The organism is Streptomyces microflavus (assembly GCF_014650075.1).
GTDB lineage: Bacteria > Actinomycetota > Actinomycetes > Streptomycetales > Streptomycetaceae > Streptomyces > Streptomyces microflavus.
Map to the genome: position 1 here is coordinate 460,768 of NZ_BMUG01000007.1, position 20,616 is coordinate 481,383.

The 20,616-nt window shown below is 72.5% G+C and carries 18 protein-coding genes and 1 pseudogene; 10 read left to right on the forward strand and 9 right to left on the reverse strand.

Annotation, left to right across the window (positions count from 1 at the left end):
* The first annotated feature begins 92 nt into the window (after positions 1 to 92).
* Entirely contained in the window at positions 93 to 1,649 is a 1,557-nt protein-coding gene (locus IE264_RS22595) for a FadD3 family acyl-CoA ligase (protein WP_032760058.1), read from the forward strand.
* 269 nt (positions 1,650 to 1,918) lie between these two features.
* Here IE264_RS22595 and IE264_RS22600 read toward each other — a convergent pair whose 3' ends face one another.
* The 4 genes and pseudogenes from IE264_RS22600 to afsR form a co-directional block, all read right to left on the reverse strand.
* Positions 1,919 to 2,317 (reverse strand): type II toxin-antitoxin system VapC family toxin, encoded by a 399-nt coding sequence (locus IE264_RS22600; protein ID WP_032760056.1) that lies wholly within the window; start codon positions 2,315 to 2,317, stop codon positions 1,919 to 1,921.
* Positions 2,314 to 2,592 carry a hypothetical protein gene (locus IE264_RS22605; protein ID WP_032760055.1) on the reverse strand — a complete coding sequence of 93 codons (279 nt, stop codon included), beginning with the start codon at positions 2,590 to 2,592 and terminating at the stop codon, positions 2,314 to 2,316. Before IE264_RS22605 ends, IE264_RS22600 begins: the two co-directional genes overlap by 4 nt.
* A gap of 189 nt (positions 2,593 to 2,781) precedes the next feature.
* Complete coding sequence (locus IE264_RS22610) at positions 2,782 to 2,961, reverse strand: hypothetical protein (RefSeq protein ID WP_015610590.1); 180 nt, start codon at positions 2,959 to 2,961, stop codon at positions 2,782 to 2,784.
* Between the two features lie 232 nt (positions 2,962 to 3,193).
* Positions 3,194 to 6,159: pseudogene (afsR, locus tag IE264_RS22615) on the reverse strand (SARP-family global regulator AfsR).
* 314 nt (positions 6,160 to 6,473) lie between these two features.
* Between afsR and IE264_RS22620 the strand changes: the two are divergent.
* On the forward strand, positions 6,474 to 7,703 hold the full coding sequence (locus IE264_RS22620; RefSeq protein WP_032760052.1) for an amidohydrolase family protein: 1,230 nt from the start codon (positions 6,474 to 6,476) through the stop codon (positions 7,701 to 7,703).
* A 50-nt stretch (positions 7,704 to 7,753) separates the two neighbouring features.
* On the opposite strand, the gene IE264_RS22625 is transcribed toward IE264_RS22620, so the two are convergent.
* Both IE264_RS22625 and IE264_RS22630 read right to left on the reverse strand, forming a co-directional pair.
* Positions 7,754 to 8,581: a MerR family transcriptional regulator gene (locus IE264_RS22625; RefSeq protein ID WP_032760051.1), complete on the reverse strand. Its 828-nt coding sequence runs from the start codon at positions 8,579 to 8,581 to the stop codon at positions 7,754 to 7,756.
* A 174-nt stretch (positions 8,582 to 8,755) separates the two neighbouring features.
* Positions 8,756 to 8,959 (reverse strand): cold-shock protein, encoded by a 204-nt coding sequence (locus IE264_RS22630; protein WP_015610594.1) that lies wholly within the window; start codon positions 8,957 to 8,959, stop codon positions 8,756 to 8,758.
* Positions 8,960 to 9,222: 263 nt separating this feature from the next.
* On the opposite strand from IE264_RS22630, the gene IE264_RS22635 reads away from it, so the two are divergent.
* The 4 genes from IE264_RS22635 (at position 9,223) to IE264_RS22650 (ending at position 14,285) form a co-directional block, all read left to right on the forward strand.
* Positions 9,223 to 10,116, forward strand: coding sequence for a menaquinone biosynthetic enzyme MqnA/MqnD family protein (locus IE264_RS22635; protein ID WP_015610595.1), 894 nt, complete (start codon positions 9,223 to 9,225; stop codon positions 10,114 to 10,116).
* A gap of 269 nt (positions 10,117 to 10,385) precedes the next feature.
* Complete coding sequence (locus tag IE264_RS22640; protein WP_032760049.1) at positions 10,386 to 12,356, forward strand: serine/threonine-protein kinase; 1,971 nt, start codon at positions 10,386 to 10,388, stop codon at positions 12,354 to 12,356.
* A 71-nt stretch (positions 12,357 to 12,427) separates the two neighbouring features.
* Entirely contained in the window at positions 12,428 to 13,627 is a 1,200-nt protein-coding gene (gene mqnC / locus IE264_RS22645) for a cyclic dehypoxanthinyl futalosine synthase (RefSeq protein ID WP_032760048.1), read from the forward strand.
* A gap of 7 nt (positions 13,628 to 13,634) precedes the next feature.
* Complete coding sequence (locus IE264_RS22650) at positions 13,635 to 14,285, forward strand: imidazolonepropionase-like domain-containing protein (protein WP_032760047.1); 651 nt, start codon at positions 13,635 to 13,637, stop codon at positions 14,283 to 14,285.
* Between the two features lie 29 nt (positions 14,286 to 14,314).
* On the opposite strand, the gene IE264_RS22655 is transcribed toward IE264_RS22650, so the two are convergent.
* From IE264_RS22655 to IE264_RS22665, 3 genes are read right to left on the reverse strand one after another with little or no spacing between them, the layout of a single operon-like run.
* Positions 14,315 to 15,391 carry a DUF3152 domain-containing protein gene (locus IE264_RS22655; RefSeq protein WP_032760046.1) on the reverse strand — a complete coding sequence of 359 codons (1,077 nt, stop codon included), beginning with the start codon at positions 15,389 to 15,391 and terminating at the stop codon, positions 14,315 to 14,317.
* Positions 15,388 to 15,900 carry a hypothetical protein gene (locus IE264_RS22660; protein ID WP_051822034.1) on the reverse strand — a complete coding sequence of 171 codons (513 nt, stop codon included), beginning with the start codon at positions 15,898 to 15,900 and terminating at the stop codon, positions 15,388 to 15,390. The genes IE264_RS22655 and IE264_RS22660 overlap by 4 nt, the downstream gene beginning before the upstream one ends.
* A 9-nt stretch (positions 15,901 to 15,909) precedes the next feature.
* The gene (locus IE264_RS22665; RefSeq protein ID WP_032760045.1) at positions 15,910 to 16,443 is read right to left on the reverse strand and encodes a SigE family RNA polymerase sigma factor; all 534 of its coding nucleotides are present in this window, start codon (positions 16,441 to 16,443) and stop codon (positions 15,910 to 15,912) included.
* A 429-nt stretch (positions 16,444 to 16,872) separates the two neighbouring features.
* Here IE264_RS22665 and IE264_RS22670 point away from each other — a divergent pair, with 429 nt between their 5' ends.
* From IE264_RS22670 to IE264_RS22685, 4 genes are read left to right on the forward strand one after another with little or no spacing between them, the layout of a single operon-like run.
* Positions 16,873 to 17,724, forward strand: coding sequence for an ABC transporter permease (locus tag IE264_RS22670; protein WP_015610602.1), 852 nt, complete (start codon positions 16,873 to 16,875; stop codon positions 17,722 to 17,724).
* Between the two features lie 54 nt (positions 17,725 to 17,778).
* Positions 17,779 to 18,831 (forward strand): taurine ABC transporter substrate-binding protein, encoded by a 1,053-nt coding sequence (locus tag IE264_RS22675; RefSeq protein WP_032760044.1) that lies wholly within the window; start codon positions 17,779 to 17,781, stop codon positions 18,829 to 18,831.
* Entirely contained in the window at positions 18,815 to 19,651 is an 837-nt protein-coding gene (locus IE264_RS22680) for an ABC transporter ATP-binding protein (RefSeq protein ID WP_015610604.1), read from the forward strand. Before IE264_RS22675 ends, IE264_RS22680 begins: the two co-directional genes overlap by 17 nt.
* A gap of 32 nt (positions 19,652 to 19,683) precedes the next feature.
* Positions 19,684 to 20,607 carry a TauD/TfdA dioxygenase family protein gene (locus IE264_RS22685; RefSeq protein WP_032760043.1) on the forward strand — a complete coding sequence of 308 codons (924 nt, stop codon included), beginning with the start codon at positions 19,684 to 19,686 and terminating at the stop codon, positions 20,605 to 20,607.
* The last annotated feature ends 9 nt before the right edge of the window (positions 20,608 to 20,616 follow it).

The window sequence follows — 20,616 nt, forward strand, 5'->3', positions numbered from 1 at the left end:
ACCGCTAATCTGACGGATAGTCAGCTCCCATGGACCGTATGAGACGTTCGGAGCACGGTGTCTGTCGGCGTCAGGGACAGGAAGGGCACACGATGCGAGACGACGAGGAGTGGGGCAGCATCCCGGGGCTGGTGCGGGAGGCGGCACGGCGGTACGGACCGGCGGAGGCGGTGGTCGAGGGCCGCACCCGCCTGACGTACGCCGGACTCGGCGACCGGGTGGAGCGCGCCGCCGCCGCGTGCATGGCCGCCGGGGTGGAGCGGGGCGACCGGGTCGCGATCTGGGCCCCGAACACGCTGGACTGGATCGTCTCCGCGCTGGGAGCGGTGAGCGCGGGCGCGGTGCTGGTCCCCCTCAACACACGGTTCAAGGGGACCGAGGCGGCGCACATCCTGCGGCGCAGCCGGGCCAGGCTGCTCTTCGTCACCGGCACGTTCCTGGGCACGTCGTACGTGGCGTCCCTGCGCCGGACGGAGGTGAAGCTGCCCGACCTGGAGCGGGTGGTGGTGCTGGCGGAGACCGCGCCGGAGGACTACACGAGCTGGCCGGACTTCCTGGCGGCGGGGGAGGGGGTGCCGTCCTCCGCCGTACGGGAACGGGAGGCCGCCATTGCCCCCTCGGACCCCTCCGACATCATCTACACCTCGGGCACCACCGGTGCACCCAAGGGTGCGGTGATCACGCACGCGCAGACGCTGCGCGCGTACGAGATCTGGAGCGACCTGGCCGGCCTGCGCGAGGGCGACCGCTATCTGATCGTCAACCCCTTCTTCCACACCTTCGGCTACAAGGCGGGGATCATCGCCTGCCTGATGCGGGGGGCCACGATGGTCCCGCAGCCGGTGTTCGGCGTGGACACGGTGCTGGCGAACATCGCGGCGGAACGCATCTCCGTCCTGCCCGGCCCGCCCACCCTCCACCAGGCGCTCCTGGACCACCCGGCCCGCGACTCCCACGACCTGTCCGCCCTGCGCCTGGTGGTCACGGGAGCGGCGGTGGTCCCCCTGCGGCTGGTGGAGCGCCTGCGCGGCGAACTCCACATCGCCACCGTCCTCACGGCGTACGGCCTCTCCGAGGCGAGCGGCATCGTCACGATGTGCCGCCGGGGCGACGCGCCGCAGACCGTGGCCACCACCTCCGGCCGGGCGATTCCCGGCACCGAGATCCGCGTCCTGGCCGGCCCCGGGGAGCCCGGTGAGATCCAGGTGCGGGGCTTCAACGTGATGAGCGGCTACTTCGAGGACCCGCAGACCACGGCAGCCACGATCACCCCGGACGGCTGGCTCCGCACCGGTGACGTGGGCGTCCTGGACGAGGCGGGCAACCTGCGGATCACGGACCGGATCAAGGACATGTTCATCGTGGGCGGCTTCAACGCCTACCCGGCCGAGATCGAACAGCTCCTCGGCCTCCACCCGGACATCGCCGACGTGGCGGTCGTCGGCGTCCCCGACCCCCGCCTCGGCGAGGTCGGCAAGGCGTACGCGGTCCGCCGCCGGGGCGCCACGCTCACGGCCGACGACCTGATCGCCTGGTCGCGCCGCGAGATGGCGAACTTCAAGGTCCCGAGGACGGTGGAGTTCGTCCCGGAGCTCCCGCGCAACGCGAGCGGCAAGGTGGTGAAGGGGGAGCTGCGGGGGCGGGGGTAGCGCACCTCCGCTCGGCTTCACCGGATGGGGTGAACGGGCGGGGAGTGGTGCGGCGATCGGTGGTAGATCCGTAGGCCATGGCAACCAAGAAGTACACGGTCACCCTGCCGGAGGAGCTGGCGGAGGAGATCCGGGCGGAGGTCGGCCGTGGCGCCTTCAGCGCGTATGTCACGCGGGCCATGGAGTGTCAGCGTGAGCATGACCGGCTGGGGGAGCCGGTGCACCGCCCGGTCGCCGGGACGCGGCGGATGGTGCAGAGGCCGGGACCGTCAGATCTTCTCCGCTGTCACCCGGGGGTGGCCGGCGGTGAGGAGCCCGATGTCCTCGGTGTCGGACGTGAGGACCGTGACCCGGCCCGGGTGCGTGAGGGCGGTCGCACAGAGCAGCGCGTCAATGGCGTACTCGTGGCCGTGCAGCCCGGCGCCGATGAGCAGGGTCGCGGCGGACTGCGCGATGGCCTGGCTGACCGGCTCGACACGCAGGCGCGACAGCGTCCAGGAGAGCGCGGCGGTATTGATCCGCGGATGGATCACCTCGGTCAGGATCACTGCCGAGGTGATGACCGGCAGATCGGCGGCGCGGGCCGCCTCCAGCCATTCCTGCACCTCGCGGCCGCGCAGGACGGCCTGAGCGAGTCCTTCGCTGTCGAGTACCAGAGCACCGCTCATGCGGCCGCTCCGGCCTCGGGCGGGTTGCTGGTCAGCTTGGCGCGCTTGTCGGCCACGGACGCGGCGTCGGTCGGCCCGTTGACCTTCTCGAAGTCGGCGAGGAGCTCGTCCAGGTTGTCGCGCTCGATCTGTCGCTGCGCGGCTGCTTCGAGATATGCCGAGACGCCTCGCTTGCCGACCCGCTCGCGGATCGCGTGGAGGGTCCCCGCCGTGAGGGAGACGGAGATGCCGCTACTGGGTCCGTCTCCGGGGGGGAAGTCGGGGGCTTCAGTCATGGCTCTACTTTAGCATTTTCAATACTATAAAGCGGGTCGGTGGTCCCCGGCGTCCCCACGCCCGAGGGGCCCGAGCCCATCCCCAGGCTCGGGCCCCTCGGTGTACGACAGCCGCGACGGCTCCCCCTCCGTGCCGCCGCGGCTGCTCCCCCGTACCTCCCCCGTATCCCCCGTCCCCGTCGTGAAGGTCTAGTTGGCGGGCTCGCTCGTGGCGTGCATGTCGCCGTTCGTGGTGTCCCCGCCGGTCGCGTGCATGTCCTTCGGCTTGAGCGGGCTGCCGGTGGCGTGCATGTCGCCGTTGGTCGTCTCGCCGCCGGTGGCGTGCATGTCCTGCGGCTTGATGACCGGGTTCTTCTTCGCGTCAGCCATATCGCTGTTCTCCCCTTGGCAGTACTTCGTTTCCGGTTGATGAGCGGGCCCGCCCGGCTGTTCCCCCGTGGACTGCCGGGCGGGCCCCTCAGGGCCGCTCACCTTACGTCGCGGCCTCACCGTCAGCCCGTCTGCCCCCCGACGCGACGGATCGACAGGCATGAGACTGGCCGGTCGCGATAAACGAATGATGAACACCCGTGCCGGAGGGGCCGCCAGGGCCCGGAAGGGGTTACGAGGGCGAGGTCGAGGCGGCCGACGAGAGCAGCGAGCGGACCTCGGCCGCCTCCTGCGAACCGAGCGCGTCGTATATGCCGAGCGCCTCGCGCCAGCAGACCTCCGCCCGGCCGAACTGGCCGATCTGGGCGAGGGAACGGCCCAGCACGGTGAGGACGTTGCCCCGGCGCCACTCGCCGCCGATGCCCCGCAGGGCGGTGAGGGCCTGCTCCGCCTTGACCGCCGCGTCCGTCGCGTTCCCCGCCGCCAGATCGACCTCGGCGAGCCGGAAGAGGGTCATCCCCTCCCACAGCCGCTGCCGGCTGGCGCGGAAGACGTCCAGCGCCTCCAGCAGCCGCTCCGACGCCTCGGCGAACCTGCCGCTCTGGGTGAGCGCCATCCCCAGCGCGTAACGGCCGTTGGCGCTCCGCAGGGCGTGGCCCATGCTGTCGTAGACGGCCGTGCCCTCCTCGGCCAGGGCCACCGCGCTGTCGGTGCGGCCGGTCGCCAGGTGGATGCGCGAGAGGTTGCAGAGCGCGCTGGCCTCGCCCGGCCGGTCCTGGATGGAGCGGAAGTTGTCTATGGCCTGGTTGAAGTACCGCTCCCCGTCGTCGTGGCGGCTCTGGTAGAGCGCCATGATGCCCCGGGCGTTCGACGCCCAGCAGGCGGGCAGCGGGTCCTGGTCGGCCTCGACCAGGATCATCACGCTCTCCGCCTCCTGCTCGGCCTGGTCGAACCGGCCCGACGTGTGGTGCACATCGGCCAGCGTCACCAGGGCCCGGACCTCGGAGCGCCGGTCGCCGCTCGTCCGGGCCGCCTCCAGCAGGGCGATGGCGGCGGTCTCGTACTGCTTCGCGTTCGCCCCCGACTCGCCCAGGTCCAGGGCCGCCCAGAGCAGGTCGACGCCCCGGCGCAGGGTGGAGGGCTCGCTGGACCGGCGTACGCAGGCGAGCAGCGGGCCCGCCTCCGTGTACAGCCAGTCCAGCGCCGCCTGCCGGTTGCCGAACGTGAGCCCCGGGTGGTCCGTCGGCTCCAGGTGGTCCACCAGCCGGTCGGCCGGCCGCTCCAGCGCGTACACCCCCGCCGCCGTCGCCAGGTAGAAGTCGAGCAGCCGCGACAGCGCAGCTCCCTCTCCACCGGCGGCTGTTCGTCGCGTTCCGCGCAGGCACGCGCGTAGAGGCGTACGAGGTCGTGGTAGCGGTAGCGGCCGGGGGCGGCCGACTCCAGGAGGGAGGTGTCGACCAGGGCTTCCAGGAGGTCCTCCGCGGTGTGCGGCTCCAGGTTCAGCAGGGCCGCCGCGGCGGCGAGCGAGATGTCGGGGCCGTCCGCGAGGCCCAGCAGGCGGAAGGCGCGGGCCTGGGCCGGTTCCAGCTGGCCGTAGCCGAGTTCGAAGGTGGCCTTGACCGCGAGGTCGCCCGCCTGGAGCTCGTCCAGGCGGCGGCGCTCGTCGGCCAGCTTGGCGGCGAGGACGGAGACCGTCCAGGTGCGGCGGGCGGCCAGCCGGGAGGCGGCGATGCGGATGGCGAGGGGCAGGAAACCGCAGGCGGCCACCACGTCCAGGGCGGCTTCCCGTTCCGCGCCGACCCGTTCCGCGCCGACGATCCTCGTGAAGAGCTGGAGCGCCTCGTCCGGCGACATCACGTCCAGGTCCACCAGGTGTGCCCCGGCCAGGTCGACCATCCGCACCCGGCTCGTCACCAGCGCCGCGCAGCCGGGCGTGCCGGGCAGCAGCGGGCGGATCTGGGCGGCGTCGTGGGCGTTGTCGAGGAGGACCAGGATGCGGCGGCCGTCCAGCGTCGAGCGGTAGAGCGCGGCCCGCTCGTCCAGCGTGTCCGGGATCGCCGAGTCCGCCGTGCCGAGCGCCCGCAGGAACGAGCCGAGGACCGTCTCCGGCTCCGCCGCCCGTGCCCCCGCGCCCTGGAGGTCGACGTAGAGCTGCCCGTCGGGGAAGTGCGGGCGGGCCTGGTGGGCCACGTGGACGGCCAGCGTCGTCTTGCCGACGCCGCCGATCCCGGCCAGGGCGGAGACGGCCATCACCGAACCCTCGGCGGAGGCGAGTTGGGCGCCCAGGTCCCGTACGAAGGAGTCGCGTCCCGTGAAATCGGGCACGGTCGCCGGAAGCTGCGCGGGCTTCAAGGGCGCGGCCGCCGGGGCCGGTTCGTCCGCCGGGCGGGCCAGCTCCTCGTCGGCCCGCAGGATGCGCTGCTGGAGCTGGGCCAGTTCGGGGCGCGGGTCGACCCCCAGCTCCTCGGAGAGGAGCCGCCGGGTGTCCGCGTACACGGCCAGCGCCTCCGCCTGCCGGCCGCTGCGGTAGAGCGCCACCATCAGCAGCTCGCGCAGCCGCTCCCGCAGCGGGTGGGCGGCGGTGAGCGCGGTGAGTTCGGAGACGGCCTCCGCGTGGCTGCCGACCTCCAGGTCCAGGTCGAGGCGGGCCTCGGTGAGCTGGAGGCGCCACTCCTCCAGCCGGGTGCGCTGGTTCTCCGCGTACGGCCCGGGGACCGAGGCCAGCGCCTCGCCGTCCCACAGGCCCAGCACCTTGTTGATCAGGGCGCGGGCCTGGAGGCGGTTCCCCCCGGCGCGCGCCTTCTCCGCCGCGGCGGCCAGGTCCTGCGCCAGGGTGAGGTCGAGCGCGCCGCGCCCGATCCGGAGCGCGTACCCGCCCGCCTCGCTCACCAGGGTGTCCTGCCCCAGGATCTTGCGGAGCCGGGAGGCGTACGTACGGATCGTCGCCAGCGCCTGCGAGGGCGGGTCCTCGCCCCAGAACGCGTCGATGAGTTCGCCCGCGGTGGCCGTCCGGCCCTCCCGCAGGAGCAGGGCGGCGAGCAGCGCGCGCTGCTGGGGGGAGCCGGAGGGCAGCGACTCCGCGCCGCGCCACGCACGTACGGGACCCAGGACGGTGAACCTGAGGGAGTCGGCGGCCCCCGGTTCCTCCGGAGCGCGCTGCTCCGGTACGCGCACGCGTGGCCCGTGGTCACGGTCCATTGATGCCCCCTGTCCTGCTCGCCTGCCGGCCCTGCTCTTCAGCGGGCTCTGCGGTTGGTGCCGGTGTCCGAATATCCGCCCGTTGTCCGCTGATGCGTCGAAGTGCGGTGTGCATCCGGATTGCTCGGTACCGCTGGTATCGCGCTCAACAGTCTGCCTTGTCGCGGGCGGGCTCGTCAGCACTGGGTGACGCTCTGCACAAGCCCTCGACAACGATTGGGGAACCGTGCGGGGAGCCGTGCGGGGAGGTGTGCCCCGTGCCGATGTGCGCACGCTAGCTGACGGTTCGTCAGATCGGCGCTACCGTGGAACACATGGAGACCTTCCCGAAGATCATCTCGGTGGACGACCACACGGTGGAGCCCGCTCATGTCTGGCGGGACCGGCTCCCGTCCAAGTACGCCGACTCCGGCCCGCGCGTCGTCCGCGCACCGCTGAAGGAAATGACCTTCATGGGCGGAAAGTTCGCGCCCGTGATGGGCGCCGAGGGGGACGACGGGCCGGTGGGCGACTGGTGGGTCTACGAGGACCTGCACCGGCCGCTGACCCGCCTGGACACCGCCGTCGGCTACGACAGGGACGAGATCAAGCTGGAGATCATCACCTACGAGCAGATGCGGCCGGGCTCCTTCTCGGTCCCCGACCGGCTCGCCGACATGGACGTCAACCACGTCCAGTCCGCCCTCTGCTTCCCGACCTTCCCGCGCTTCTGCGGCCAGACGTTCACCGAGGCGAAGAACCGCGAACTGGGGCTCCTGGGGGTGCGCGCGTACAACGACTGGATGGTGGAGGAGTGGTGCGGCCCCGAGGCGCACGGCCGCCTCATCCCGCTCACCCTCGTCCCGCTCTGGGACGCGGAGCTCGCCGCCGCAGAGGTCCGGCGCAATGCGGCCCGGGGCGTGCGCGCGGTCGCGTTCTCCGAGATACCTCCCCATCTCGGGCTGCCGTCCATACATACGGACGAATGGGATCCATTTCTCGCGGCCTGTGACGAGACCGGCACCGTCATCGCCATGCACATCGGCTCCTCGTCGAGGATGCCGTCCACCTCCGCCGACGCCCCGCCCGCCGTCGGCTCCACCATCACCTTCGCCAACTGCTGCTTCTCGATGGTCGACTGGCTGATGAGCGGCAAGTTCGAGCGCTTCCCCAACCTGAAGATCATGTACGCGGAGGGCCAGATCGGCTGGATCCCGTACATCCTGGAACGCGCCGACGTCGTCTGGGAGGAGAACCGGGCCTGGGGCGGCGTCGCCGACAAGGTCCACCGCCCGCCGTCCGAACTCTTCGCGGACCACGTCTACGGCTGCTTCTTCGACGACGCCTTCGGACTGAAGAACCTGGACGCGATCGGCGTCGGCAACGTCCTGTACGAGACGGACTACCCGCACTCCGACTCCACCTGGCCCAAGTCCCGCGAGGTCGGCGAGGCACAGATGGGCCACCTCGCCCCGGACGTTGTGGACCGCATCGTCCGCGGCAACGCGATCGACCTGCTGGGGCTGACGGATGACGGCCTCTGGGCGGGAGCCCGGCAGAGCTAGGTGCGGCCGTACGGGGAGGACGCGCGCCGCCCTCCCCGTACAGCGGGCCGTCAGACCTTCGTCACCGGCTCCTGGAGCTCCGTCACCCACCGGCTCCGGTCCGGCGGGCACTCCAGGCTGACCTCACGGGTGTACCCCGTGGACCGGTACCCGTTGGCGTCCAGCCAGCGGGCCAGGGTCTGCACGGTCGGCACGACGTCGTCCATCGCGCCCCGGTGCACGACCGTCGCCGCCTCGAACGGGGGCAGCTCCACCACGCTCACCCCGGTCCCGCCGACCGGGCCCACCGGGGCCGTCACCGTCACCCCCGCGTGCACGACGATCGCGCCGCCGCCCCCGGGGGCGTCCTCGTACCGGGCGATCCCGGGCCCGGTGGGCCGGAGGCCGGCACCCTCCAGCAGCGGGAGGAGCTCCTCGTACAGCGGACCGATCACCGGCCCGATGTGGTGCGGCTCGTAGCTCGCGGCCGTCCCGGTCAGCTCGGCCACCCGGACCGCGGGAACGGTCTTGATCACGACGTCGTCGGCAGGCATGTGCCCCTCACTCTCGATCGACCGGAGCCTCGCCTCGACCTGGGCCAGCCGCGCCGAAGCGGCCGCCACCGCCTCCGCCAGCTCCGCCCGGCGCAGCCGCAGCATCCCGCGCAGCTCCTCCGGACCCACCTGCTCGTCCAGGACGGCCCGCACCTGCTGGAGCGTGAAGCCGAGGTCCTTGAGCGCGATGATCCGGTTGAGCCGCGCCAGCTGGGCGGCGCCGTAGAAGCGGTAGCCGGTGGCGGGGTCGGTGCGGTCCGGGCGCAGCAGCCCGATGGCGTCGTAGTGACGCAGCATCCGGGGCGACACCCGCCCGTACCTGGCGAAGTCTCCGATGGTGAACATGATGGCTCCCACTGCACGGCTTCACACGGTGTGAAGGTCAAGGTGTGAAGGTCGAGCGGCACCGGTCCTCGCGGTGGCCCGGGAACAGGCAGGAGCCCCGTTCCTCCGCCGAAGCGGGGGAGCGGGGCTCCTTGGGTACTGCTATGTACGGCCGCGATCGGCCGACCCGGGCAACTAGGCCGGGATGACGTTCTCAGCCTGCGGACCCTTGGGTCCCTGAGTGACGTCGAAGGTCACCTGCTGGTTCTCCTCAAGAGAGCGGAACCCGGAGGCGTTGATCGCGGAGTAGTGAACGAAGACATCCGGGCCGCCGCCGTCCTGGGCGATGAAGCCGAAGCCCTTTTCAGCGTTGAACCACTTGACGGTTCCGGTAGCCATAAGCCCTCCTTGGGCCAAAGGGTTGCCCTGCTCCAGAACCTGCAAACAAGTCTGAAAACTACAAAAGCCTGCGGGTTACATGCTCCGCAGGCTCTGTACTGCAAGGGAAACCAAACTGCAACTTGCGGGCGAGCCTAGCACGCAGTCTCCGGAGAGCGGTAGAGGGCAAGATCACTTCACCCGAACGTTTGATTGCCCCTCCGGGAGAGCATCCGGGACGCCCCGGTGGTGCCCGCGGCCGGAGGCGGGTCTAGCCTCGCGATGTGGACAATTCAACCGTCTCAGCCAGTGAAGCCCCCGCCGGTGACAGCGACGACCGTCGCAGCCGGCCACGCGTCGGCCACATCCAGTTCCTGAACTGCCTGCCGCTCTACTGGGGCCTGGCGCGTACGGGGACCCTGCTCGACCTGGAGCTCTCGAAGGACACCCCGGAGAGGCTCAGCGAGCAGCTGATCAGGGGGGACCTGGACATCGGCCCGGTCACCCTCGTGGAGTACCTGCGCAACGCCGACGACCTGGTGGCCTTCCCGGACATCGCGGTCGGCTGCGACGGCCCGGTGATGTCCTGCGTGATCGTCTCCCAGCTCCCGCTGGACCAGCTCGACCGGGCCCGGGTGGCGCTCGGCTCCACCTCGCGCACCTCCGTACGCCTGGCCCAGCTGCTGCTCGCCGAGCGCTACGGGGTCCGGCCCGACTACTACACCTGCCCGCCCGACCTCGGGCTGATGATGCAGGAGGCGGACGCGGCCGTGCTGATCGGCGACGCCGCCCTGCGCGCCAACCTGCACGACGCCCCCCGCCTCGGGCTCCAGGTCCACGACCTGGGCCAGATGTGGAAGGAGTGGACGGGACTGCCGTTCGTCTTCGCCGTCTGGGCGGCCCGCAAGGACTTCCTCGCCGCCCACCCCGAGACGGCGGCCAAGGTGCACGAGGCGTTCCTCGCCTCCCGGGACCTCTCCCTGGAGGAGGTCACCAAGGTCGCGGAGCAGGCGGCCCGCTGGGAGGCCTTCGACGCCGAGGTGCTGGAGCAGTACTTCACGACCCTGGACTTCCGCTTCGGCCCGGACCAGCTGGCCGGCGTCCGCGAGTTCGCCCGCAGGACCGGACCGGACACCGGATACCCCGCGGATGTGCACGTGGAGCTGCTCGGCGGCTGAGCCGGGGAATGGGAAGAATTCGCTTTTCCGTTCCCGGACAGGGAATTGGGAGTCGGCAGAACAGCGCATTTGCGCCTTTCCCCGGGGCGAAATCATCCCCTCCTGCCCTGAGAAGGGGGAATGGTCCGGCCGTTTCCCGGTGACCGCGCCGGTGGCGCCCCCTAGGCTTCGGTCCGAGTCCGGACCGACCACAGGGTTCACCGTCCACAAGGTGCACCGTTCACAGGTTCACAAGGTGCACCGTCCGCAGGTTCACAGGGGGAGGCCATATGCAGCCGCTGGAAGCGGGCGAACCGCACACCATCGGTGCCTACCGGCTGCTCGGCAGGCTCGGTGCGGGCGGCATGGGCCGGGTCTATCTGGGGCGCAGCGCCGGCGGCCGCACGGTCGCGGTCAAGGTCGTCCACCCGCACTTCGCGCTCGACGAGCAGTTCCGCGCCCGGTTCCGGCGCGAGGTGGAGTCCGCGCGGCGCATCGGCGCGCAGTGGACCGCCCCGGTCCTGGACGCCGACCCGGACGCCCCGGTGCCCTGGGTCGCCACCGGTTACGTCGCCGGGCCGCCGCTCTCCCAGGCGATCACCGAGCACGGCCCGCTGCCCGAGCACGCGGTACGCACTCTGGGCGCCGGGCTCGCCGAGGCCCTCCACGTCGTCCACGGCCAGGGCATCGTGCACCGCGATGTGAAGCCCTCCAACGTGCTGCTCGCCCTGGACGGCCCCCGCCTCATCGACTTCGGCATCGCCCGGGCCCTCGGCGCGACCGTCTCGCTCACCTCCACCGGCGTCTCCGTCGGCTCCCCCGGCTACATGGCGCCCGAGCAGATCCGCGGCCGGGACGTCTCGGGTGCGGCGGACGTCTTCTCGCTCGGCGCGGTCCTCGCGTACGCGGCGACCGGCGCCGCCCCCTTCTCCGGCGACTCCTCCGCCGTACTCCTCTACAAGGTGGTGCACGAGGAGCCCGAACTGGGAGACCTGGAGGGCGAGCTGCGCGAGGTGGTCGCCGGGTGCCTGGCCAAGGACCCGGACGCGCGGCCCGCCCCGGCCGACCTCGCCCGCACGCTCGCTCCGGACGGGGCGGCGGCGATGGTGGCGGCGGGGTGGCTGCCGGGCCGGCTGGTGGCCGAGGTCAGCCGGTCGGCGGTGGCGCTGCTGGACCTGGAACCGCAGGACGCGCCGGTGGGCTCGGGCCCGGTGCCGTTCAGCAGCGCGTCGCTGGGGGCGGGGTTCGGGGCGGGGACGGGCGCGCGGACGGACACCGACCCGCACGACGGCCCCGGGCACGATGCCCGTAGCGGCGATGGTTCCCGTACGGGCTCCGATGCGCGTACGGGCTCCGATCCCGACCCCCGTGTCGGCTCCGGCCCCGACCCCCGTAGCCGCTCCGGCGTCCCCACGGGTTCCGAGGCCGGCCTCATCGGGGTCTTCGGGCCGCCCCTCGTCCACGTACCGGACGGCCCTCCCGGCACCCCGCCCCCGCCCACCGCGCCCCCGGGCGACGGCCACGGCGGCGGGTTCCCCGGGCAGCGGACCCACGACCCCCGGTTCTCCGTCACCGTCAGCGCCGACTCGCAGGCGAGCACGGGCCGGGGCGCGGGCGCGGACGCCGGGGCGCGCCGGAGCCGCCGGGTGAGCTGCACGGTCGCGCTGGCCGTGGCGGGCGCGTTCGCGGTCGTCGCCTTCAGCTCGGGTCTGCTCGACGGCTTCCTGCCGGGCGGCGACGCCGACCAGCGCAAGGGGAACGACACGGCGGCCACCCCGCCGTCCGCGACCGCCACCGCGTCCGAGGATCCCGCCCCCGCCGGATCCGCCGACCCCTCCGGCACCCCCTCCGGCGATCCCTCCGACGCGGGCGAGGCCCCGGTCGGGGAGGTGCCGAAGGCGTTCGTCGGCACCTGGGAGGGCCCGCTCACGGAGAAGACGAACGGGCAGCCGCACGGCACCCTCACCGCGGTCTTCACCGAGGGGAGGAAGGGCACCCAGGTCGTCCGGATGTCCAACACCATCTCCCAGCTCGGGATCACCGTCACCTGCAACAGCGTCGGCACCCTCACCTCCGGCACGGGGCAGGAGCTCAAGGTCCGCGAGCGCACCGACCCGGACCGCCCCAGCACCCCGGGCCTCTGCACCACCACCGAGGCCGACCTGGTCTTCCGCCTCACCGACGACGGAACGCTCGGCTACCGGTCGCAGGAGCGCGCCGCGGGCCTCCCGTACGGGGAGCTCACCCGGTCCGGCGGCTGACGCCGCAAGGGGCTGGCGTACGCTGGATCGGTCCGAGGATCCTCAAAAAACCGCCGAAAGGTGACAGCCCGGTGACCGAGAAGGCCGACCTTCAGCCCGTCCTCGACCGAGCCGCCGAGGGCGGTCGGATCACCCCGGAGGAGGCGCTCGACCTGTACCGCTCGGCGCCGCTGCACGCGCTGGGGGCGGCCGCCGACGCCGTACGCCGCCGCCGTTACGCCGGTACGGAGCACATCGCGACGTACATCATCGAGCGCAACATCAACTACACCAACGTGTGTGTGACGGCCTGCAAGTTCTGCGCCTTCTACGCGCCCCCCAAGGACAAGGCCAAGGGCTGGACCCGGGACATCGAGGACATCCTGCGCCGCTGCGCGGAGACCGTCGAGCTCGGCGGCACCCAGATCATGTTCCAGGGCGGCCACCACCCGGACTTCGGCGTCGAGTACTACGAGGAGCACTTCTCCGCGATCAAGAAGGCGTACCCGCAGCTGGTCATCCACTCGCTGGGCGCCTCAGAGATCGAGCACATGGCCCGGATCTCGAAGGTCTCCGCCGAGGAGGCCATCAGCCGCATCCACGCCGCCGGTCTCGACTCCTTCGCCGGTGCGGGCGCCGAGCTGCTGCCCGCCCGGCCGCGCACCGCCATCGCCCCGCTCAAGGAGTCCGGCGAGCGGTGGCTGGAGATCATGGAGATCGCCCACGGCCTCGGTGTCGAGTCCACCTCCACCATGCTGATGGGCACCGGCGAGACCAACGCCGAGCGCATCGAGCACCTGAAGATGATCCGGGACGTCCAGGACCGTACGGGCGGCTTCCGCGCCTTCATCCCGTACACCTACCAGCCGGAGAACAACAAGCTGAAGGGCCAGACGCAGGCCACGCTCTTCGAGTACCTGCGGATGATCTCCATCGCCCGGCTCTTCCTCGACAACGTGGCCCACATCCAGGGCTCCTGGCTGACCACCGGCAAGGAGGTCGGCCAGCTGTCGCTGCACTACGGCGCCGACGACCTCGGCTCGATCATGCTGGAGGAGAACGTCGTCTCCTCGGCCGGTGCCAAGCACCGCTCCAACCGGATGGAGATCATCGACCTGATCCGCAAGGCGGACCGGGTCCCGGCGCAGCGCGCCACCACGTACGAGCACCTCGTCGTGCACGACGACCCGGCGAACGACCCGGTCGACGAGCGCGTGGTCTCGCACATCTCCTCCACCGCGATCGAGGGCGGCACGGCCCACCCGGAGCTCAAGCTCCTCAACGCCAACTAGTGCGCCTGTGCTGACGGTTCACGCCGCGCCCCTGGTCCTGCCGGTCGGCGCGGCGGCCGTGGCCGAGGGTGCGGTGGCCGTGGACGGCGACCGGATCGCCGCCATCGGGCCGTACGAGAAGGTCGTCGCCGCCCACCCGGCGGCCAGGGTCCGCCGCTGGCCCGGCCTCCTCACGCCCGGACTCCGCCAGGACCGGGCCCGGGAGCTCCTCACCCGCTGCTACCACCCGGACCCGCGCGAGGCCGACGAGCTGGGCGAACTGCCGCTGTGGGGCGAGGAGTTCGAACGGCTCGCGGCGACGATGGACACGGCCCGGCGGGCGGGCAGCGTACGGCGGGGACTCCAGCGGATGCTGCGGTACGGGACCACGCATGTGGTGGGCCCGTTCGGGGCGGACGAGCCCGCGCTGCGGACGGCCCTCTCCCGGTCGGGGCTGGTCCAGGTCCCGGCCGCCGGGGGCCCCGCCGCTCCGCCGGACCTGGATCCCTTCGCGGCCGGCGGCGACCTGGCCACCACCGCCCACGGCCCGCTGACCGTGGGCGGCCGCGCGGACTTCGCCGCCTTCGACGTGGCCGACGAGGCGGCGCTGCGTGCGGGCGGGGCCCGGCACTGCGTGGCGACGGTGCTCGCGGGGCGGCTCGTGCACCGCGCCCGCTGAGCCGGCTCCGTACGAGGGGCCGCCAGGGCCTACGGCACCTTCGGCCCGCCCAGATAGCGGCCCTTGGCGTCGTACGGCCAGGCGTTGGCGACGCACCCCTTCAGCCCGTCGATCTGCTGCATCATCGCGGGCGCGGGGCGTCCCTTCCCCGGGCAGGTCTCATGGCCGCGCCCCAGCCAGTGGCCGACCTCGTGGTTGATGATCAGGGCCCGGTACTCGGCGACGGGCCCGTCGAACTGCGGTGAACCCAGCTGCCAGCGCTTCAGGTTGACCATCACCTGCTCGCCGCCCCGGCAGTTGACCTCGCCCCGGGTCTTCAGCCCGTAGGCGCCGCAGAGCCGGTCCGTGGTCGCCGCGGTGCCTATCTTGACCACCAAACCCGCCGATTTGTCCGTGACTTGGCGGAACGTGCGCTCGCCGCCGTGGCTCCAGCCGCGCGGGTCGGCGAGGATCGCGGCGATGTCCTCGGCGGCCCGGTCGGGGTCGACGCCGATACCGTCCTCCACCTCGACCCGGTAGGGCTCGCCCTTGCCGGACTCCGTGACGCCCGCGCGGGCGACGGTGAACGTGCCGGGGCCGGAGGCGGGCACGTCGGAGGCGCTGGGCGGCCGGTCTCCGGCCGGGGGCGAGGGGGTGGGGGAGGCCGGTGCGGCGGAGGGGGTCGCGGGCGGCGGGGCCGGGGCGACCGGGGCCTCGGCGTTGTCGTCGCCGGTCCCGGGTCCCGCGCCGGCGGTGACGGACGGGTCCCCGTTCTGCCAGGGCCGGTCGATGAGGACGGCCACCAGGGCCACGGCCGCCAGGGCGAGCACCACGAGCCCCGCCGTCCGGCGCCGGTTCCGGCGTCTTCGCCGCTCGCGGGAGCGGGAGCGTGAGTCGGAGCGCGCCCCAAACCTGGTGCCGGACCGGGTGCCGGACCGGGTGCCGGACCGGGTGCCGGACCGGGAGCCGGACCGGGAGCCGGAGCGGGAGAGCGACCGGCCCCCCGGCGCGCGCCCCGGACCGCCGTCCCCCGTGCGGGGCCCGGGGAGGGCGCGCAGCCGGAACGTCTCGGTGTCGCGGGCCGGTTCGTCGCGCGGCAGGGTGCCCAGGCCGCGGCGGCCGGTCATTTCGTCGTCCCGGGGGCCGGCGACGGGGCGAACAGCGCGGCGCCGGACCGGGTCGGGTCGGGCGTGGCCGGGACGGCGCCCGAGGGTCCGCCTGTGGGTGCGGCCGGGGAGGTGGTCCACGGCGGTGTCGCGGACGGGGACGAGGGGGTGGGGGTCGGCATGCCGGTTACGGGCTCCGTCGGATCGGGGGAGGGGCCCGGCGTGGGCCGGGTGGGGGAAGGGTCCGGCACGGGCCGGGTGAGGGAGGGGCCGGGCGCGGGTCCGGCGGGTTCGGTGTCGGGCGCCGACCGCAGCAAGGGTCCCAGCAGGGCGAGGCCCAGCGTCACGGCGGTCACCGCGACGAAGGCGCCCACCACCGCGAGCCCCCGGCTCCGGGCCCGGCGCAGCCGCCCCTCCCGTACGGCCTCGGGGACCAGGTCGAGCGGTGGGGCCAGGGTGCCGGCGGTCCGGTGGAGCGCGTCCCGGAAGATCTCTTCCTCGGGTGAACCGGGTAGGGGTTCTGGAGTCATGACCGGCCCTCAGCTTCCGGTGGAGTAGAGCCGGCCGTCGCCCATGCGGGCGCGCAGCCGGACGAGTGAACGCGAGCACTGGCTCTTCACCGTGGACTCGCTGCACCGCAGCAGCGAGGCGACCGACTCCACGCTCAGATCGTCCCAGTACCGCAGGACGACCATCGCCCGTGCCCGGGGCGGGAGTTCGCCGAGCAGGGCGAGCAGCGTCAGGCGGAGGTCGGCATGGGGGGCCGGATCGGCTTGCGGGCGGGGCGCGTTGGACCTGTGGGCGATCAAGTCCCGTACGGTACGTCGGCGTTCGGCCACATAGGTGCGGACGAGGACGGTCTTGGCGTAGGCGTCGAGGTTGTCCGCCCGGCTCGCCCGGCGCCAGTGCTGGAACAGCTTGGCGAGGGTCGTCTGCGTCAGGTCCTGGGCACCTTCCACGTTCCCGCAGAGCAGGTAGGCCGTCCGGTACAGCCGCCGCTGCCCGTCCCGCGCGTACGCCTCGAACGCGGCGCTCTCCTCGTCCGCCCCGCCGGGATCCGCCCCTGCCGGCATCCGCCCTCCCTCTCCTCGTTCCACCCCTTACAGAGTTCGCGGGTGCCGAAAAGGTTGAAGGCGGAAGGTGATCAGTTCGAGAGACCGGACGGCGGGACGGAACGTCTCATTCCTCGGTACGAATCTGGTGTCCCGCCGAGCGCCTGTGCTAGAACAACTGCCGTGACAGTCGATCGTTTTCTGGTGGAGTGCCTCCACATCGATCTCTGCCGCGTTTCCAGCGCTTCCTGTTGTTGAAGCCCTGCCGCGGCATCCTCAGCGATGCCCTGACACGTTGACGCGCTGACGCCCTCGCGCTCGCTCTTCCCGTGTGTCCGCACCCGCCGGCCGACTCTTCGGCGGGCTCTCTCCTTGTCTCCCGGCGGTTGTTCCCTCCCGGCTCATCCCTGAGCCCGGTGGTCTGCCCTGCCCCTGTCCCCGGAGCCCTCCATGACCACGCCCACTTCCGTACGGGAACGGGCCGTCCCCGCCCCCGCCGGACGGCGGCCGGAGCGCGGTGCCCGCTGGCGCCGCGTCGGGCTCCGCCTCGTCGCCCTCGCCGTCCTCCTCGCGCTCTGGCAGCTGGTGATCGTGCTCCAGCTCTGGTCACCGGTGCTGGTCCCCTCGCCCGCCGCCGTGTGGCGGGCGCTGCTGGAGACCTCCGGTACGCACGACGGGGTGCGCGGCTACCAGGGCCACACCCTGATCGAGCACCTCGGCATCAGCCTGCGCCGCATCTTCATCGGGGCCGGTGCGGGTGTCGTCGCGGGGCTGGTCGTCGGTGTCCTGATGGGGACGCTGCCGTGGGTACGGGTGGTGCTTGAGCCCGCCGTGGCGTTCCTGCGCACCCTGCCGCCGCTCGCCTACTTCAGCCTGCTGATCATCTGGTTCGGCATCGACGAGGCGCCCAAGCTGTGGCTGCTCGCCATCGCCGCGATGCCGCCGGTCGCCGTGGCCACTGCCTCCGCCGTGGCGTCCGCGCCGACCGCGCTGGTCGAGGCGGCCCGCGCGATCGGGGCCGGGCGCGGGCAGGTCGTGACGTCGGTCGTGCTGCCGTCCGCGCTGCCCGAGATCCTGATCGGCGTCCGCCTCGCCTTCGGCATCGCGTACTCCTCGGTGGTCGCCGCCGAGACGGTCAACGGCCTGCCGGGCATCGGCGGTCTGATCCGGGACGCCCAGCGCTACAACCAGTCGGACACCGTCATCCTCGGCCTCTTCGCCATCGGCATCTCCGGGCTGCTCATCGACGCCGGGCTGCGCGTCCTGTCGGACCGGCTCGCCCCGTGGCGACGCCACGCGTAGACCGCCCCTCCTCCACCCCCTGTTCGCATCCACCTCCGTACGAAGGAAACACACATGGCCGGAACACGCGGTTGGCTCCGCCTCTCCTCGATCGCCGCCGCACTCGGAGCCCTGCTGGTGGTGACGGCCTGCGGGCAGGACGGGTCCGGCGACGGGGGCAAGGACGGCGGCAAGACGATACGCATCGCCTACCAGGCCTTCCCCAGCGGCGACCTGATCGTCAAGGAGAAGGGCTGGCTGGAGAAGGCGCTCCCCGGCTACACGATCAAGTGGACCAAGTTCGACTCGGGCGCCAGCATCAACACCGCGTTCGTGGCCGGTTCCGTGGACCTCGCGGCCATCGGCTCCAGCCCGGTCGCCCGGGGTCTCTCCGAGCCGCTGAACATCCCGTACCAGGTCACCTGGGTCCTCGACGTGGCCGGGGAGAACGAGGCGCTGGTCGCCCGTAACGGCTCCAAGGTCTCCTCCGTGAAGGACCTTGAGGGCAAGAAGGTCGCCACCCCGTTCAGCTCCACCTCGCACTACAGCCTGCTCGCCGCCCTCGACCGGGCCGGGGTGGACTCCTCGAAGGTCCAGCTCCTCGACCTGGAGCCGCAGGACATCCTGGCCGCCTGGACGCGCGGCGACATCGACGCCACGTACGTCTGGCTGCCGACCCTGGAGGAGCTGAAGAAGACCGGCAAGGTCCTCGTCTCCAGCCGGGAACTCGCCGCGTCGGGCAAGCCCACCCTCGACCTCGGGGTCGCCTCCACCAGCTTCATCGAGGCCCACCCCGACGTGCTGCCCGCCTGGCGCAAGGCGCAGGCCCAGGCGCTCGACCTGATCCACGACGACCCCGACGCGGCCTCCGCCGCCGTCGGCAAGCAGCTCGGGATCAGCCCCGCCGAGGCCGGCGCCCAGATCAAGCAGGGCATCTTCCTCAAGCCGGCCGAGCAGGCCGACGCGAAGTGGCTCGGGACTCCCGGCAAGGTCGGCGGTCTCGCGGACAACCTGCACAGCGCGGCGCAGTTCCTGGTCGACCAGAAGCAGATCGACTCCGCGCCCGACCTCGACAAGCTGCGGAAGTCCATCTACGTGGAGGGGCTCACCGATGCCGTCTCTCCCTGACACGGACAAGGCTCCGGACACCGCGAAGGTTCCCCGGCAACGCCACTCCGCCCCCGTCGTCTCCGTACGCGACGTCGAGCACACCTACGGCGGCGGCCGGGGCACCGAGAGCGTGACGGCTCTCGGCCCGGTCTCCCTGGAGATCCCGGCCGGAGAGTTCCTGGTCCTCGTCGGGCCCTCCGGCTGCGGCAAGAGCACCCTCCTCCGCCTCATCGCGGGCTTCGAGCGGGCCTCCTCGGGCGAGGTCGAGGTGTTCGGGGAGCAGCCCGAGCCCGGCAGCCAGGCGGGCATCGTCTTCCAGCAGCCCCGCCTCTTCCCGTGGCGCACGGTCGGCGACAACGTCGGCCTGGCGCTGAAGTACGCGGGCGTGCCCCGGGCCGAACGGGCCGGGCGCACCGCCGAGTTGCTGGAGCGGGTGGGCCTCGCGGACACCTCGGGCCGCCGCATCTGGCAGATCTCGGGCGGCCAGCAGCAGCGGGTGGCCATCGCCCGCGCCCTGGCGGGCGGCAAGCGGCTGCTGCTGCTCGACGAACCGTTCGCCGCGCTCGACGCGCTGACCCGGGAGCGGCTCCAGGAGGACCTGCGCACGGTCTCCGCCGAGACCGGGACCACGTCGGTCTTCGTCACCCACAGCGTGGACGAGGCGGTCTTCCTCGGCACCCGCACGGTCGTGCTCAGCGCGCGGCCGGGCCGGGTCGCCCTGGACATCCCGATCGGCCTGCCGCGCACCGGCACCGGCCCCGACGAGCTGCGCGGGCTGCCGGAGTACGCCGCGCTGCGCGCCGAGATCGGTACGGCGGTACGCGACGCGGCCCGCTGACGTACCCGTACGACCACCGACCGAGGAGAACCATGACCCTCACGACCACCCCCGCCCTGCGCGACCACCGCATCCCCGCCGACGGGCTGTACGAGGGCCCGCGCACCCTGCGCCGGGTGCCGGAGGGCTGGACCGAGCGGCCCTACGAGCTCTTCGAGCTGGTGCCGCGCGGCCGGGTGATCGGCGCCGAGATCCACGGCGTCGACCTGTCCCGTCCCCTGGGAACGGCCGTGCGCGCCGAGCTGGACCGGGCGCTGCTGGAGTGGAAGGTGCTGTTCTTCCGGGAGCAGCACCTCACCTCGCTCCAGCAGCGGGCCTTCGCCGGGCACTGGGGCGAGCTGGAGACCAACCCGCTGCTCGCCACCGGCGACGACCCGGAGGTGGTCCGCCTGGACCGCACCACGGTCCCCACCTTCGAGAACGTCTGGCACGCGGACGTCACCTTCCGCGAGCGCCCGGCCCTCGGCGCGGTCCTCCAGCTGCGCGAGGTCCCGCCGGTGGGCGGGGACACACTGTGGGCCGACATGGCGGCGGCGTACGACAACCTCTCCGAGGAGGTGAAGGAGCGCATCGAGGGGGCGCGGGCGGTGCACGACTTCATCCCCGGGTTCTCCCGGTTCTACCCGCCGGAGCGGCTGGCCCCGCACCAGGACCGGTTCCCGCCGGTGGAGCACCCGGTGGTGCGGCGCCACCCGGTCACGGGCCGCCGGACGATCTTCGTCAACGCCTCGTTCACCACCCGGATCGTCGGGTTCGCGCAGGAGGAGAGCGACCGGCTGCTGCGGCTGCTGTTCCAGCAGGCGCACGCGCCGGAGTTCCAGGTGCGGTACAGCTGGCGGGCGGGCGATGTGGCGTTCTGGGACAACCGGGCCACCCAGCACTACGCCGTCAACGACTACGCCCCGCACCGCCGGGTCGCCGAACGCGTCGCGATCGCGGGGGACCGCCCCCACTGATCCGTACGG